14 protein-coding genes and 2 pseudogenes are annotated in these 15,002 nt (G+C 67.9%); 8 read left to right on the forward strand and 8 right to left on the reverse strand.

Annotated features, from left to right (window positions below; genetic code table 11):
* Nucleotides 1-120: pseudogene (locus ABFX36_RS19075) on the forward strand (IS30 family transposase); the annotation flags it as partial.
* Between the two features lie 174 nt (nt 121-294).
* Here ABFX36_RS19075 and ABFX36_RS14415 read toward each other — a convergent pair.
* Both ABFX36_RS14415 and ABFX36_RS14420 read right to left on the reverse strand, forming a co-directional pair.
* On the reverse strand, nt 295-1,395 hold the full coding sequence (locus tag ABFX36_RS14415) for an XRE family transcriptional regulator (RefSeq protein ID WP_346076928.1): 1,101 nt from the start codon (nt 1,393-1,395) through the stop codon (nt 295-297).
* Nucleotides 1,392-2,039 carry a hypothetical protein gene (locus tag ABFX36_RS14420; RefSeq protein ID WP_346076930.1) on the reverse strand — a complete coding sequence of 216 codons (648 nt, stop codon included), beginning with the start codon at nt 2,037-2,039 and terminating at the stop codon, nt 1,392-1,394. Before ABFX36_RS14420 ends, ABFX36_RS14415 begins: the two co-directional genes overlap by 4 nt.
* Before the next feature lie 84 nt (nt 2,040-2,123).
* Here ABFX36_RS14420 and ABFX36_RS14425 point away from each other — a divergent pair, with 84 nt between their 5' ends.
* The 3 genes and pseudogenes from ABFX36_RS14425 to ABFX36_RS14435 all read left to right on the forward strand — a co-directional run.
* Entirely contained in the window at nt 2,124-2,423 is a 300-nt protein-coding gene (locus tag ABFX36_RS14425) for a hypothetical protein (RefSeq protein ID WP_346076932.1), read from the forward strand.
* A gap of 633 nt (nt 2,424-3,056) precedes the next feature.
* Nucleotides 3,057-3,686, forward strand: a complete 630-nt coding sequence (locus tag ABFX36_RS14430) for a hypothetical protein (RefSeq protein ID WP_346076934.1) — start codon at nt 3,057-3,059, stop codon at nt 3,684-3,686.
* 861 nt (nt 3,687-4,547) lie between these two features.
* A pseudogene (locus ABFX36_RS14435) lies at nt 4,548-4,633 on the forward strand (metal-sulfur cluster biosynthetic enzyme); the annotation flags it as partial.
* 79 nt (nt 4,634-4,712) lie between these two features.
* On the opposite strand, the gene ABFX36_RS14440 reads toward ABFX36_RS14435, so the two are convergent.
* Nucleotides 4,713-5,294 (reverse strand): helix-turn-helix domain-containing protein, encoded by a 582-nt coding sequence (locus tag ABFX36_RS14440; RefSeq protein WP_278127312.1) that lies wholly within the window; start codon nt 5,292-5,294, stop codon nt 4,713-4,715.
* A 48-nt stretch (nt 5,295-5,342) separates the two neighbouring features.
* Here ABFX36_RS14440 and ABFX36_RS14445 point away from each other — a divergent pair, with 48 nt between their 5' ends.
* From ABFX36_RS14445 to ABFX36_RS14455, 3 genes are all read left to right on the forward strand, one after another.
* Nucleotides 5,343-6,320, forward strand: coding sequence for an NAD(P)/FAD-dependent oxidoreductase (locus ABFX36_RS14445; RefSeq protein WP_346076936.1), 978 nt, complete (start codon nt 5,343-5,345; stop codon nt 6,318-6,320).
* A 29-nt stretch (nt 6,321-6,349) separates the two neighbouring features.
* Complete coding sequence (trxA, locus tag ABFX36_RS14450; protein ID WP_062367498.1) at nt 6,350-6,706, forward strand: thioredoxin; 357 nt, start codon at nt 6,350-6,352, stop codon at nt 6,704-6,706.
* 102 nt (nt 6,707-6,808) lie between these two features.
* Nucleotides 6,809-7,975, forward strand: a complete 1,167-nt coding sequence (locus ABFX36_RS14455; protein WP_346076939.1) for a DUF7373 family lipoprotein — start codon at nt 6,809-6,811, stop codon at nt 7,973-7,975.
* Here the strand turns inward: ABFX36_RS14455 and ABFX36_RS14460 are convergent.
* Both ABFX36_RS14460 and ABFX36_RS14465 read right to left on the reverse strand, forming a co-directional pair.
* Nucleotides 7,972-9,207, reverse strand: coding sequence for a lycopene cyclase family protein (locus tag ABFX36_RS14460; RefSeq protein WP_346076941.1), 1,236 nt, complete (start codon nt 9,205-9,207; stop codon nt 7,972-7,974). The two genes, ABFX36_RS14455 and ABFX36_RS14460, sit on opposite strands and share 4 nt — an antisense overlap.
* Complete coding sequence (locus ABFX36_RS14465; protein WP_062367495.1) at nt 9,204-9,977, reverse strand: SDR family oxidoreductase; 774 nt, start codon at nt 9,975-9,977, stop codon at nt 9,204-9,206. The genes ABFX36_RS14460 and ABFX36_RS14465 overlap by 4 nt, the downstream gene beginning before the upstream one ends.
* A 98-nt stretch (nt 9,978-10,075) precedes the next feature.
* Between ABFX36_RS14465 and ABFX36_RS14470 the strand changes: the two genes are divergently transcribed.
* Nucleotides 10,076-11,704 carry an ABC-F family ATP-binding cassette domain-containing protein gene (locus ABFX36_RS14470; protein WP_045540187.1) on the forward strand — a complete coding sequence of 543 codons (1,629 nt, stop codon included), beginning with the start codon at nt 10,076-10,078 and terminating at the stop codon, nt 11,702-11,704.
* Nucleotides 11,705-11,730: 26 nt separating this feature from the next.
* On the opposite strand, the gene ABFX36_RS14475 is transcribed toward ABFX36_RS14470, so the two are convergent.
* From ABFX36_RS14475 to ABFX36_RS14485, 3 genes are all read right to left on the reverse strand, one after another.
* Nucleotides 11,731-12,630: an MSCRAMM family protein gene (locus ABFX36_RS14475; RefSeq protein ID WP_346076944.1), complete on the reverse strand. Its 900-nt coding sequence runs from the start codon at nt 12,628-12,630 to the stop codon at nt 11,731-11,733.
* A gap of 44 nt (nt 12,631-12,674) precedes the next feature.
* Nucleotides 12,675-13,280, reverse strand: a complete 606-nt coding sequence (locus ABFX36_RS14480; protein ID WP_346076946.1) for a class F sortase — start codon at nt 13,278-13,280, stop codon at nt 12,675-12,677.
* A gap of 115 nt (nt 13,281-13,395) precedes the next feature.
* A complete protein-coding gene (locus ABFX36_RS14485; RefSeq protein WP_222110804.1) occupies nt 13,396-14,943 on the reverse strand; it encodes an acyl-CoA synthetase in 1,548 nt (515 codons plus the stop codon).
* Nucleotides 14,944-15,002 lie beyond the last annotated feature (59 nt).

Here is a 15,002-nt window from a genome sequence, read left to right on the forward strand (position 1 = left end):
CTGTACCTCGAAGCGATCGCCCGCGAGCTCAACGAGCGGCCACGGCAGTGCCTGGGCTTCTACACTCCACGGGAAGTCTTCGAACGCCTACTGAAGGACAACGTTGCTTCCACGAGTTGACACCGCCCGCACCTATTCGTGAGTTCGTATGCCAACCCCTATCCGGACGACTTTCCCCTGGGGGCTCGGGTCAAGGGTAGGCAGAGAATCGCAGGATCGGGTCACGCGGGTCCGCGTGGTGGCGCGGCTGTGCGGCTTGGGGCGGTGACCACCTGAATGTGTGGCGTCATGTCTTCAGACGAAGCGCAGCTTCGGTCGGTCGTTCGATGCGGCGTCCATGACCGATTCTGCGACTTCCGGGGCGACGCGGCCGGCGGCCATGATGTCGGCGAAGTCGTAGCCGCTGTCGGTGATCAGTTGTCGCGCCATGCCGAGGACCTGTGGGGATTCGGCAGGCCCGAGCGGCCCTGGTTCGGGGAAGCCCCAGATGGAGAGCTGCTGATTGGCGCGACGATATGAGGCGTCGGAGAGTCGGCCGAGAGTGTGGGCGCGGAACACCAGCGCGCGCAGACTGACGCCCCAGTGGCGTTTGAGATCGTGGAATGTCGGCCAGTCGATGCGGCGTGGCAGGTCGTCAATGATTTCGTCTCGGGGCATGAGGAATTCTGCCGCGAACCGGTTGGCCTCCTGCTCGACCAGCTTCGAGCCTGGCTCGGTGTCGGGGTGAAGCACGAGGTGTCCGAGCTCGTGAGCGGCGTCGAACCGGCTGCGGGCCTTGTCGTCCTTGGTCGGTGAGAGGAAGACGAGTGGTCGGCTACCGGAGTAGGTGGAGAACGCGTCGACGGCGGCATCGGTCCGCTCGGGCAGGCGCAGTGCGATGACTCCGTGAGCTTCGAGAGCCTGGACTACCGAGGCTATGGGCCCGGGCTCGATGCTCCAGGCTTGGCGCGTGAGGCGAGCCGCTTCGGCGATGTCATCGTCGGATAGTTCTTCCGGCAGCTCGAATTCGGGCAGTGACACCGGAGGCAGATCCACATACGCCCCGATCAGGTCCACCAGCTCGAGGCACAGCTCCCCGTAGGCGAGGGCTTGTTCTCGTGCTGCGGCGGACGTCGAACGGAGCGATCGGAAATGGGCACCGGACGCCGGCAGCAGTGCGAGAGGCCGGCCCGCACCGAAAAAGTCTCGCGGGAGGCCGAGTTGCAGGCAGAGCTGAGCGAGGACGCTTTGGGTCGGGTTCGAGAGGTTCTTCTCGAATTGACCGATGGCTGTCGGCGTGACTCCGACCTCGCGTGCGAGGGTGGCTTTGGTCTTGCGTCGTAGCCTTCTCGCGACGGTCAGGCGGGTGCCGTCGAAATCGGTGCCGGCGGCGGGGGATTGCGATGTGCGCTTCACGCCTGACCGTCCCGGCGCTGCTTCTTGAGGGCGACCGCGGGTCGGGCAGCGGGGCGTTCGTCGAAGCTCGGGCCACGATCGGGTGTCGACTTCTGCGTGGCTCGCGTGTCTGGTTCGGTGTCCCGCCAAAGCTGCTTGTGTGCGATGAACGGCGTGTCGCCGAGTATCGGAACGCCCAGCCACCCAGCAGTCAGTGCCGCGTCCGACTCGCCGGCCCAGAGGAGCATGAAGCTGCGGACATCCCCGGGCGAACCCGGGTGCGGGAAGAGTGGCGACGCTCCGGCAGCGTGGGTCTGATACTGCAGCGCATCGGAGTTCTCGTTGGCGAGCTGTGACCTGACCTGGCTGTCCTGGTCCCAGTCGCCGCTGCGGTCCCAGTTCGGCGAGCGACCCTCCGAGAACGGCACCTTCATGGTGACGAAACGCGCGCCTGCGAAGTTGAAGGTGAGCACGTTCCCGGGAGTGCCAACATGGAGGCCCTCGACATTCCAGTGGGAGTCGGCGGCTTCGAGATCGTCATGCCGGAACCTTCGGAGAGCTCGCGTCTTCAGGTTCTCGTAGCACTGGATCCCGAACGACATCACGGTGTCGCCAAGCTCGTCCGGCTCGTACCTGTCGAGGTTGCTCGCGTAGACGTCCTGCACGAGCGCGCGCCAAGTATTGACGAGCCCGCTGCGTTCGCATGTGTCGGCAACAATGTTTAGCGTCTCCCGTGCTGCCATCTGCGCATGATCCATGCCGATAGTAAAGCACACTCGCGTCATGAGTGCACGGAGAGAAGGATTGATGCGCTAATTTGGACTAAAAATGAAGTAGTTCCGGCTTTGAGCGCATCGGTCGACCAGATCGGTGCCGTCTGCCCGCGGGAGGAGCGGCTGGTGCAGTTCAGCGAGTACTTTGATGTCGCCGTCGATGATGACGACGACTGGTTCGACCCGATCCTCGACACAGACACGCGGCTGTTCGTCGACCCGTTCCTGATCTTCAAGGAGTCCGATGGGCCCTGGTCGACCGCCATGAGGAGCTGATCGGCTACTTCGACCGGGCCTTCAAACTGTTCTCCGGGCACGAGGACAACCGGAGCAGCCTGCAGTACAAGCGGGTCGTCACGTTGATGGAGTTCCACGAACCGGAGGAATTCTGCCTGGGCTACGTCGCAACCGGCACGAGCGGCTCTGGTGCCGGTACCGGCCTGGCGAAGCAGATCACGGAGGCGATGCGAGAGGCGGTCAAGCGCGGTCTGGACGAAGGGATGGCGCACTTCGAGGAGCTGGGCGTGCTCGTGGAACGGATCAACAGGGATCGCATCTCCGACATGACCCTGTCGATCCTTAAGCCACGGTTCATCGAGTACACACAGAAGATCGCAGGCGAACTCGGACTGGAGCTCCAGCCGCTGGAGGTGGCCAACTCGGACTACGACCCGATGAGGAAGCGCTGGGTCACAGGTACCTTCGACCTGCCCCGAAACCCGTTCACGCGCAAGGCCGTGCTCCTGGTCCCGAAGCGGCTTCTGCGAGAGCTGCCGACGCTGAACCCCGAAGACTGGTTCGACTACAGCGAGACCACGCTCCGCGACGACCTGAACCTCACGGTGATGGAGAACGTCAACTCCAAGGAGATCGTCAGGCTCGCACGCCTCGGGCGGAGCTCATCCGAGAGTGGACAAAGGATCGGGAGCGGCAGGCGGCGCGGCCGTACGACCTCGACCGGGACCCGAAGGGCTTCCACAACTGGAACAGGCTCGCGGCCAGCTTCGTCTCCTCCCACCCGATCAGCGCCCAGGATGGCGAATCGGTCCACAACTTCGTGGGCAGAGTGGTCGCCACCGTCAAGCACTACATCGAGACGAGCGTGGCTGGCCCCTGCTCTACAACGACGACACGAACAAGCCCAAGCGCGAGGAGTCGGTCCAGCTCCTCTTCAAGGGCATCGTGCAGCACTACTGCCTGGCCAACGGCGTGCGAGTCGACCGCGAGGTGTACCTCGGGAAGGGGCCAGTCGACTTCGCCTTCACCAAGTCGGCGTTCGAGCGAGGACTGCTCGAGATCAAGAAGATGACCAACACCGACTACTGGAACGGGCTTGAGAAGCAGCTGACGTCGTACTTGACCTCAGATCAGTGCAGCTTCGGCTGGTTCCTCGCCGTCCGATACGACGATAAGGCTGTCTCCGTTAGTCGCACCAATGATCTTCCGAAGCGCACCGCGTCGGCGGCGAAGGAGACCGGGTTCGATCTGCGCGCGGAGTGGATTGACGCGAGGCGGAAGGCATCCGCCAGCAATTTGTAGCGCGACCCTCAGGTGGCCGTGATTCACATGCTCGTTGTCCGCAGTCGACTTACCTCTCCAATCATCATTGACAGCAATCCAAATGGGACTCGAGACACTTGCCGGAACGTCGATCGATCGCTGATTGGATCGAAGGTGTGATCCGCATGCCGGGCAGGACGGTGAGCCGGGCATCTGCGCAGGCGTCTGACCATTGCAAACGTCGATCGCCCCTACTCGCCTATGCCGCAAGCAATGTCCGGGATGACGGCAGTCAGGCGAGGTGCGGCCAGTCTTATCCGTGTGGCAGATGTCGCCTCGGTTGTTGTTCGTTGTTGACCAGACCCATCGGACCTGCTGGTGGTCATCTCCGAGCTCCGTGGGCTGGCGGTGGCAGCGTCCGCCTCGTTGGGGCTCAGCGTCGTCCTCACGCGCCGCCTTGGCGAGCCCGCCACATGCGGCGCGCGGCACCCAATTGGCACCTATCGGTCCAGCAGCCTCGGCAGCGCACTGGGCGCTCGAGATCGGCCACAGTGATCAGCGACGCGAGCGCGCTACTGCCCGCCCGTTTCGAGGCACACAAGTCGAACCGCGCAGATAGCTGACGGTCGCTGACCAACGGACTGCTGCTGATCGGCCGGCACCGCTTGCGGGCCCGCGATCCGGTAATAGCCCCGCAAACGCGTGGGCCGTGCCTGATTGCCCATCGGTTCGGTTACTGCTAGCACCCAGGGTCACCCCCCGTGCCCCTGACCGGTCCCTGGCCTCGTGGATGCCCAAAAATTGTGCGGAGTTTTGTGCGTAATTCACCCCATAGTGGGCCGCTCGGAGGGCGCTAAACTCCTGGTCAGAGCTGTGTTTCAGCTCCAAGGAGGTTCCCCCAACTGGGTCTGGATCCCCGCCTGGGGCCCGACAAGATCACCGACGACGGCCGCGAGCAGTTGCGCGCCCTCGGCTTCACGGTCTGACCGGACACCGCTCGAGCGACTGGATTCACCGCTCCGTCGCCTCCGCTGCGACTGCTCGCCTTCCACTGGGAAGGGACGATTACTCGGGAAGGTGAGCGCGTTCGCCGTCCCGGTCGAAGATCGTCAGAATCTCGGCGGTGGTCCCGTGGGCGACGAAGGCATGCGGCGTCATCGTCGAGAACTCGGCTGCCTCGCCGGCCTGGACGTAGATGATCCGCTCACCGAGAGCCAGCCGCACGCTGCCGGAGAGCACGGTGAACCACTCATGACCGGGATGCACGCGAGGTGTGGGCCACTGCGCCGGCGGTTGGAGCCGCATCTTGGCGACGACGACGCCGGCATCGGCGCGATCGCGCGAGAGGAGCCACGTGATCGCGTCTCCGGAGGAGTGGGCTTCCGGCCGGATGACCACGTCTTCATCGGAGACGGGTTCGACGAGCTGGTCGAGAGACACCCCGAGCGCACGGGCGATCGGCACCAGTTGGTCGAGGGCTACGCGGCGCCCGCCGGTCTCGATCCGGGAGAGCGTCGACGCGCTCATGTCGCATCGGCGGGCGAGTGAGTCGAGGGTCCATCCGCGGGCGAGCCGAAGACTCCGAATCCGGCTCCGCACCAGGGCGTCCAGGTCGGGATCGGAACGGCGATCGAGTTCTTGCGTCATGCGCAAGAGTGTATGCGTTATCTGCAATACCGCGCATACGGTCGATCCATGACGAATTCACGGGAGGCCGGCCCGAACCGGCAGTACGACGTGCTCATCGCGGGCGGGGGACCGGCGGGACTCGGCGCCGCGGTGACCCTGGGCCGCTCACTGCGGACCGTCCTCGTGGTGGACGCGGGTGAACAGCGCAATCGGCCCGCCGAGGCTGCGCACAACGTGCTGGGCCGCGAGGGTACGGCACCCACCGATCTGCTGGCGGCCGGTCGAGCCGAGGCGGCCGGGTACGGCGCCGAGATGTTCGAGGGAACCGTGCTCAGTGCCGAGCGCATCTCCGGCGGGTTCACGCTGAGCCTCTCGTCCGGGGAGACGGTCGGTGCGTGCCGGGTGCTCCTGGCGACCGGAGCGGTGGACGAACTGCCCGCGATCGAGGGACTGGCCGCTGGTTGGGGGCGGACAGTGCTGCACTGTCCGTACTGCCACGGTTGGGAGGTTCGCGGACGGCGTATCGGCGTGGTCGCGACGAGCCCGATGGCTGAACATCAGGCGCTGCTGTTCCGGCAACTGAGCGAGCATGTGACGGTCTTCGATCACGAATCCGTCCTCGGTGCGCAAGCGCGTGAACGCTTGACGGCGATGGACGTCCCGATCGTCGACGGCCGCGTCGACCGGGTGCTGACCGACGGCGAACGAGTCCGGTCCGTCCGTATCGCGGGTGCGGCGTACGAGGTGGACGCCGTCGCGGTGGCGACCCGCGTACACGCGCGGGGAGAGCTGTTCCAGACCCTGGGCGGCCGCGTGTCGGACCACCCGTTCGGAACGTACATCGAGACCGATGCGACGGGCCGGACGGCAGTCGACGGAGTGTGGGCGGCGGGCAACGCGCGCGACCCGATGGCGATGGTGGGCGCGGCCGCCGCGTCCGGGGTGGCGGCGGGTGCGGCGATCAACGCCGACCTCGTGGACGAGGCGGTCCGGCGGGCCGTCGGCGCGGAACCCCGCGTGGAGAAGTGCCGCGTGCAGGAATAGCACGGCGGCGGATCCGGTTAGATACAGACATGGCAACAATTGATCTGACCGGTGACGACTTCGAGCAGACGATCGTCGACAACGACATCGTCCTCGTGGACTTCTGGGCGAGCTGGTGCGGCCCGTGCCGGCAGTTCGCACCCACGTACAAAGCGGCCTCCGAAAAGCACGACGACATCGTCTTCGGCAAGGTCGACACCGAGGCCGAGCAGCAGTTGGCGGCGGCCGCGAGCATCCGCTCCATCCCGACCATCATGGCGTTCAAGCAGGGTCGGTTGGTCTTCAACGAGGCCGGTGCGCTGCCTCCCCAGGCGCTCGACAGCCTGATCGACCAGGTGAAGGCACTCGACGTCGAGCAGGCCCTCAAGGAGAGCGGCCAGGAGTGACCGGTCGGGACTGACACGGGTGCCACGCCCGGCGAGTGACGGTGTCATTCGCCGGGCGTAGTGCTGTTCGTGGGTCCGGGCCGGGCCCTTTAGGATCTGCCTATGCAGTGGAAACGAGCGGCCGCGGCCGCCGGAGCAGTCGTCAGCCTCTCGGCGGTCACCGCGTGCACCGTGGACGGCACCGCGACGCGCGGACCGATCCAGCTCGATACGGGGAAGTACGCGACCAGTCTGCAGCCTGCTGCGGGGACCGCTGATACGGAGTCGGAGATGAACCGGCTGCGGGCCATGCGGCTGGGCGAAGACATCGCGTTCCGTGACGAGGTCGATCCGGTGCTGACCAAGTTCAGCATGCCGACCTACCCGATCTCCGGCGCGAGCGGACTGCGGGGCGTCTTCTCCGATGCGGCCGACCTGCCGGTCTCGCAGAAGCTGCGTTACGGCTTCACCATGGCCGGCGGGGCGCCGGACGACAGCGACGGTAAGAACCTGCATCAGGGGCTCAATCATGCAGTGCTGGTGTATCCCGATGCGGAGACGGCCGGCGAGGCCGTGTCGGCGATGTCCGGCCAGATGCTCAAGAAGACCTACGGTTCACCGATGCGGCGCACCGACGTCCCGGGGATGCCCGCCGAGACGGTGGCGCTCACGGGGAAGTCGAGCGGCGGCGGTCAGATCACCGTGGCGTTCACCCCGGTGGCAGAGAAGGTGGTCTACACCTGGGCCGACGCCGACGACGGCGGATGGACTCTCGCCGCGGTGCGGTCTGCCTTCACGAAGCAGAAAGCCCTGCTCGATGCGATGAAACCGATCAGCGACGACAAGCGGATCGACCCGAACGGCCTGTTGCGCGCCGTGCTGCTGACGGAGTCGAACGGCGGTTCCGCCTTCTCCGGCTCGGTCGCCGGACCGCGGGCCATCTCGCAGCTGGCGAGCAAGTCGACCGCCACCTTCGCCGACTTGCAGAAGACCGGCGTCACCGAGGCCGCGGTCGGGGGCTCCCTGGTCTTCCGCTCCGGCGGCGACGACCAGGCCGCAGAACTGCTCAAAACCCTCTCCGACGACTCCGACGATCCGACCGCCAAGAAGGCCGACAGCCCGCAGGATCTGCCGTCGGCGGTGTGTCAGACCAGCAAGTCCTCGTTCGGCGACGATCAAGCGACCTGCTTCGTCGCCTACGGCAGCTACGCGGCCCAGGCGGACGGCTCCGATCTGCATGAGGCGCAGCAGAAGATCTCGGCGCAGTACCTGCTGCTGAAACAGCTCTAGCCCTCCTCAGCCGACCCCGACGCGCCGACGACAATGAGGCGGACCACTTCGACGGCGGCGCGGGCCGAGGCGACGGCGACGCGGGCCTTCAGCCGCGGCGGGCACCGCCGGAACACCGCCGCCATCGCGCGCAGCACGCCGGGGGCGTCGGCGTGCGACGACACATAGGCGCGCTGCAGCGGAACCGGGACGCCGAAGAAGGCGTCGAAGAAGCCGACGAGTTCGGCCGGTCTGAGCCGGATGAGGACCAGCAGTCCCAGCAGTCGGAGCGTGAACGCGATACGAGCGGCGCGAGGCCACAACGCGGCGCGTGGATCCCGACGGCCGGCGACAGCCTCGACGACCAGATCGGCGGCGCGCAGAGACTGCGCGACGCTGTATCCGGTCGCCGGATTCATCCGACCGCCGACCGCGCCGATCGCCAGGGCGCCGTCGCCACGCCACGGTCGTGCGTTCGGGTACATCGGAAAATCGACGATCTCGTCCATCCCACCGTGCTGAACCTCCTCGTCGCCGGTCGGCGCGGACAGACGCAGGCGCAGGCGCGCTCGACGGGCCAGTTCGGAGATGCCCAGGGGCGGGCGGGCGGCCAGGCAGGTCTCCTCGACGAGGCGTCCGCGAGCGGTGTCGATCCGGTAGCTGAACGAGGCCGGGTCCGATGAGGTGAGGTTCGATGAGACGGCGTTCGGCCCGGTATCGGCGGGCCGCCAGTCCATCAGCACGGTGGTGTCGGGGTCGTCGCCGTCCGTCGCCCCGACCCGGCCCGCGAGGAATCCGACGGCGGTCTGGCGCGGCGTGTCGGCTCGGCGGTGCCCGGCGGTGCCGCGGGCGTCGACCACATGTCGGCCGGCGAGTACGGAGCCGTCGGCGAGCGTGACCGACGTCGCGGTGAGAGCGGTCGCCGACGAGGCCACGACCGTCACCTCCGACAGCGACAGGGACTGCTGGAACCGCTCCGAGTGGAGCACCAGGTACCCGCGGTCCACCACCCGCCGCTGCGGGGTGAAGACGCAGAACTCGGCGCTGCGGGCGGCCACCGCCCCGGGGTCGAGCCAGGCCGGTGCGTCGTCGGCGTACATGCCGAAGGTCTGCCGCCACACTCGGTGCGGCGCCGGGTCGACGAGCGTCGCGCGCAGCCCCGCCGCGGCGGCGCGGTACGCGAGCGAGCGCCCCGCGGGCCCGGCGCCCACGACGATGACGTCGGCGGCGGGCCCCTCGACGGGCGCGGTCACATCCCGCCGGTGGCCAGCTTGCCGCCGTCGACGCGGATCGTCTCACCGGTGATCCACGACGCCGCGTCGCTCACCAGGAAGGCCACCGTGGCCGCGATGTCCTCGGGAGTGCCCACCCGGTTCATCGGGTAGGTCTGCCCTACGACGTCCTCACCGGCCGCGAGAAGAACGTCGGCGAACTTGGTCTTCACCACGCCGGGGGCGACGGCGTTCACCCGGATCGACGGACCGAGCTGCCACGCGAGCTCCTCGGTGAGGTGGATCAGCGCGGCCTTGGACGCGCCGTAGGCCGCGATCAACCCGGTCGGCCGCAGGCCCGCGATCGACGCGATGTTGACGACGGCACCGCCCGAGTCCTTCATTCCCGCTCGGTACGCCTCCTGGACATAGCCGAGAGCCGCGACGACGTTGGTGTCGAAGGTCTTGCGCACCGCACCGAGATCGGCGTCCATGAGCGGACCCGCGGTCGGATTGATCCCCGTGTTGTTGACGAGGATGTCGATACCGCCGTTCGCCACGGCCGCCGCGACCGCGTCCGCGCGGTGCTCGGGATCGCCGGTGTTGCCCGCGACCGCGGTGACCACCGAACCGGGGACCGCGTCGCGCAGCGCTGCCGCCGCCTCGTCCAGGGGCTCGGGTTTGCGGCCGGTGACGACCACCGCGGCACCGCGGCGCGCGAGTTCGAGGGCGATGGCGTACCCGATGCCTCGGCTGCCGCCGGTGACGAGCGCGGAACGGCCGGTGAGATCGGTGGAGGCAGTATCAGTCATGGCTCAACGGTAGTCCGGGCGCGGGTCCGAGTCCGCAGCCGTCCATGCGCCGAGAACCGATTCGGGGACCGGGCCCGTCATCGGTAGACTGGATCGACGTGATCACCGCGACCGACCTGGAAGTACGAGCGGGCGCGAGGACTCTTCTTTCGGCGCCCGGAGACCACCTGCGCATTCAGCCGGGCGACCGCATCGGGCTGGTCGGCCGCAACGGTGCGGGCAAGACCACCTCGCTGCGCATCCTCGCCGGCGAGACGCAGCCGTACGCCGGAACCGTCCGCACCTCCGGCCCGGTCGGTTACCTGCCGCAGGATCCCAAGGAGGGCGACCTCGACGTCCTCGCGAAGGACCGCGTGCTGTCCGCGCGCGGACTGGACGAGATCCTCGCCTCGATGGGCAAGCAGCAGGCGCTGATGGAGGAGGCCGCGGACGACAGGGTCCGCGACCGTGCGATCGCCAAGTACGCCCGTCTCGAGGAGAGGTTCTCGGCGCTCGGCGGTTACGAGGCCGAAAGCGACGCCGCCCGCATCTGCAACAGCCTCGGTCTGCCCGACCGTGTGCTCGGGCAACCGCTGCGTACCCTCTCCGGCGGTCAGCGTCGCCGGATCGAGTTGGCGCGCATCCTGTTCGCGGCGTCGGACGGCTCGGGCAAGTCGGATACCACGCTGCTCCTCGACGAGCCGACCAACCACCTCGACGCCGACTCGATCGCCTGGCTGCGCACGTTCCTGCAGAACCACGAGGGCGGCCTCGTCGTCATCAGCCACGACGTCGACCTGCTGGCCGACGTGGTGAACCGTGTGTGGTTCCTCGATGCGGTCCGCGGTGAGGCCGACGTCTACAACATGGGCTGGAAGCGGTACCTGGACGCCCGCGCGACCGACGAGCAGCGCCGCAAGCGCGAGCGGGCCAACGCCGAGAAGAAGGCCGGGGCGCTGCGCGTCCAGGCGGCCAAGCTGGGGGCCAAGGCGACCAAGGCCACCGCGGCGCAGCAGATGCTCAAACGTGCCGAGCGCATGATGGACGAGCTCGACGAGGTGCGGGTGGCCGACAAGACCGCGCACATCCGGTTCCCGGAGCCGGCGGCGTGCGGCAAGACGCCGCTGATGGCGTCGAATCTGACCAAGGTGTACGGCTCGCTGGAGATCTTCACCGGCGTCGACCTCGCGATCGACAAGGGGAGCCGGGTGGTGATCCTCGGCCTCAACGGCGCGGGCAAGACCACGCTGCTCAAGTTGCTCGCCGGTGTGGAGAAACCCGACCTCGGTGAACTGGAGCCGGGTCGCGGCCTCAAGATCGGGTACTTCGCACAGGAGCACGACACCCTCGACGACGACGCGACGGTCTGGGAGAACATCCGGCACGCGGCGCCCGACGCCGGCGAGCAGGATCTGCGGGGGCTGCTCGGAGCGTTCATGTTCACCGGTCCGCAGCTGGACCAGCCGGCCGGGACGCTCTCGGGCGGTGAGAAGACGCGTCTGGCGCTCGCCGGGCTGGTGTCCTCGGCCGCCAACGTCCTGCTGCTCGACGAGCCGACGAACAACCTCGATCCGGTCTCCCGAGAGCAGGTGCTGGAGGCACTGCGCAGTTACACCGGGGCCGTGGTTCTGGTGACGCACGACCCCGGTGCCGCGGAGGCTCTGGAGCCTCAGCGGGTGATCCTCCTGCCCGACGGCACCGAGGACCACTGGTCCGACGAATACCAGGAGCTCATCGAGCTCGCCTGAGCGGACGCGCCCCCGGTGCGCCGGGTTCAGTCGATGCGCCCCGAGGGGACCGACCGCAGGGGCACCCGGTCGGCGGGGTTTCGCGGTGCCACATAGTCGACGGGGATGTCGTACACGGTGAGGTCGGTCTCCTCGCCCTTCTTGATCCACACCCGGTGCGGTGTCAGGTCGAGCTGGTATCCCGCGGGGGCCGCGTCCTCGAGGAGGTCGTAGCAGCCGGGATCCAGACCGCGGAACGCTGTTCCCTGATCGCCGGAGGTGAGTGCCGCGACATAGTTACCGCTGCACGTGACGACCCGGAACTTCGCTCCCTGCAACGGTTCCCCGGTGACGCGGTCGCGCTTGGTGACCCCGAGGACACCGTTGGTCGGTTCCTGCTGGTCCTTGGCGACGCGGATCCGGCGCTCCAGATTGCGACCGGCGACGATCACGCCGTCGAAGTCGTCGGCGGGCTCGAGCAGATGGTAGCCGGCCGGTGGCGCCACGACGGTGAACCGGTAGTAGCCCTCGGGCAGAGTCACCTGCGCGGGGGTGGTGACGGTGCCGGGATGGTGCCGCGGGGCGTCGAACCGGATGACGGCGCCCGGGACCATCAGTCCGGCCTGCACGTCGTCGGCCCAGACCACCAGCACCCCGGTCTTCTTCTCGGGCCGGGTGGTCGGGGGCGCGGTGCTCGTCTCACTGGGCGGCGTCCCGGTGTCGGACGAGGGCGGCGTCGTACTCTCGGTCGGGCTGCCGGTGGGGGTCGAGGTCTCCGTGGGGCTCGACGTCACCTCGGTCGGAGCGGCCGTCTCGGCAGTGGTCTGCGCCGTGGTGGGCGCGGACTCCGTGGCGGGAACGTCCGCCCAGGCGGCGGCCGGGGTGAGAGCCGCGCACATCACGGCGGCGGCGAGGATCGCGGGTACTCCGCGGCGGTTGATCTTCATGGTGGTCTCCTGATGAGTGTGTGAATGGTCGGTAGCGGTCCGCGTCACGCGGGTGCGGCGAAAACGACGACGTTGTCGCGGTAACCGAGGGGCGGGCCGATGAACGGGCCGCCGCAGGTGATGAGTGCGAGAGTCTCCGGGCCGGTCCGTCGATTGAGTTCGTCCACCGGCAGTCCGTCGCGGCCGGTGGACTCCTTGTCGGCGAGGACCGACCGGGTGACGTGGTAGACGTGCCGGTGTCCGTCCGCGGTGGTGACGTCGACGGCCTCACCGGTTTTGAGGCCGGAGAACCGTGCGGCGAAGCCCTTTCCCTGCTTCACGTCGTCGACGTGCCCGGTCATCACCACGGTCCCGGAGCCGGACCCGGGCAGCGACGAGTCGACCCACCAGCCGAGGCGGTGGACGTCCTGGGGAGGCAGGAGAACCCCTGCCGTGTCCGTGGCCACCGCGTCGGTCGGCGCCGTCGCACCGTCGACGGTGACCCGGGTCGGCGACGACGGTTCGTCCGAGCGGGCGGACACCGGAGCGGGCAGATTCGCCTGAGCACTGCCGGAGGTGGGTGCCTGCCGGTCGGAGGTCGCCGAGCATCCGGACGAGAGGGCGAGCGCGGCGGCGACCGCGACTGCGGCCGCCGCCCGATGGATCTTCATGTGGGCTCCTCGCTGTGCGCGTGGCCGCACCTGCTGTGCGGCCGCTGTGCGTGCCCCGACACTGGTGAGATCGGGTCCGCGCACGCGGCGTTAACGAGGATCAGACGTCAGTCGTTCAGCTGAATGACTCCAGTACCCGCTTCCGGAGTTCGCCCTTGACCAGCTTGCCGGTCGGGGTCCGCGGCAGGTCGTCCACGAAGCGGATCTCCTTGGGGACCTTGAACGACGCGAGTTCGGCCTTCGCGAAGTCGACGAGTTCGGCGGCGAGGCGATCGGAGGCCTCGGCGCCGTCGACCAGTTGGACGAAGCCCACCGGTCGCTCTCCGAGATCGTCGTCGGGCAGGCCGATCACGCCGACGTCGTATACCGCCGGGTGGTTGATGAGGACGTTCTCCGACTCCTGCGGGTAGATGTTGACGCCGCCGGAGATGATCGTGAAGGCCTGGCGGTCGGTGAGGTAGAGGAAGCCCTCGTCGTCCACGTAACCGAGGTCGCCGGTGGTCGCCCAGTTCGCATGCCCCGGGTGCTGCGCCTGCGCCGTCTTCGCCGGATCGTTGTGATAGACGAAGGGCATCTCGTCGCGCTCGAAATAGACGGTCCCGACCTCTCCGGCGGGCAGCGGTTCACCGTCGGGACCACAGATGTGCACCACTCCGAGGACGGCTCTGCCGACCGAGCCGGGGTGGGTCGACGAGTCCGCCGATCCGATCAGCGTGACGCCCGCGGCTTCGGTGGCCGCGTAGTACTCGTTGATCACCGGTCCCCACCAGTCGATCATTCTGCGCTTCACCTCCGCCGGACACGGAGCGGCGGCGTGAATGGCGACCTTCATGCTCGAGACGTCGTACCGGTCGCGGACCTCGTCCGGCAGCTTCAGCATCCGGACGAACATGGTGGGCACCCACTGACTGTGCGTCGCGGCGTATTCGTCGATGTACCGCAGGGCCGTCTCCGGCTCGAAGTGGTCCATCACGATCACCGTCCCGCCCAGAGCGTTCGTCATCGCGCAGTACCGCAGGGGAGCGGCATGGTACAGCGGCGCCGGCGACAGGTAGACGGTGTCGGGGCCGAATCCGTACACCGGGCCGAACACCTGCGATATGAGGTCGGGGGCCTCGTCGATCTGGACGCCGGGCAGCGACGGCTTGATTCCCTTGGGCCGCCCGGTGGTTCCCGAGGAGTAGAGCATGTCGGCGCCGCGGGGCTGGTCGGTCAGCGGGGCGTCCGACGCAGCGGCCAGCACCTCCGGGTAGTCGAGGAAACCGTCGACCGGCCCGCCCCAGGCCACCCGCCGGGAATCGTCGGACAGGGCCTCGATGCGGTGGGCCTCGGAGACGGCGCCCGCCACCGCGGCCGAGGCGAAGACCGCGCGCGCATCGCAGTCGTCGAGGATGTAGTTCACCTCCGCCGGGGTGAGGTGGTGGTTCACGGCGGTGACATACATGCCGGAGCGGACCGCGGCCCAGTACACGTCGAAGACGCGCAGATCGTTGTCGGAGACGATCGCTATGGTGTCGCCCCGACCGATTCCCAGGTCGCGCAGGTGATTGGCGATTCTGGTGGAGTTGTCCGTGAGCTCTCGATAGGTGACGCGCTCACCCGTCGACGGGCGGATCAGCGCAGGCTTGTCCGGTGTGGTCGCGGCGAAGGTTCCTGGGTACACGGGCACTCCTGAAGTGAGGGACGTCTCACCGACGACCGTACCGAGTAATCGCTCGCTCA

Source organism: Gordonia cholesterolivorans, assembly GCF_039531975.1.
Lineage (GTDB): Bacteria > Actinomycetota > Actinomycetes > Mycobacteriales > Mycobacteriaceae > Gordonia > Gordonia sihwensis.

Coding starts and splice junctions, on each gene's coding strand:
- ABFX36_RS14425 (WP_346076932.1), top strand. CDS start 2,124: ATGATCCATGCCGATAGTAAAGCACACTCGCGTCATGAGTGCACGGAG.
- ABFX36_RS14440 (WP_278127312.1), bottom strand. CDS start 5,294: ATGACGCAAGAACTCGATCGCCGTTCCGATCCCGACCTGGACGCCCTG.
- ABFX36_RS14445 (WP_346076936.1), top strand. CDS start 5,343: ATGACGAATTCACGGGAGGCCGGCCCGAACCGGCAGTACGACGTGCTC.
- trxA (WP_062367498.1), top strand. CDS start 6,350: ATGGCAACAATTGATCTGACCGGTGACGACTTCGAGCAGACGATCGTC.
- ABFX36_RS14455 (WP_346076939.1), top strand. CDS start 6,809: ATGCAGTGGAAACGAGCGGCCGCGGCCGCCGGAGCAGTCGTCAGCCTC.
- ABFX36_RS14465 (WP_062367495.1), bottom strand. CDS start 9,977: ATGACTGATACTGCCTCCACCGATCTCACCGGCCGTTCCGCGCTCGTC.
- ABFX36_RS14475 (WP_346076944.1), bottom strand. CDS start 12,630: ATGAAGATCAACCGCCGCGGAGTACCCGCGATCCTCGCCGCCGCCGTG.
- ABFX36_RS14480 (WP_346076946.1), bottom strand. CDS start 13,280: ATGAAGATCCATCGGGCGGCGGCCGCAGTCGCGGTCGCCGCCGCGCTC.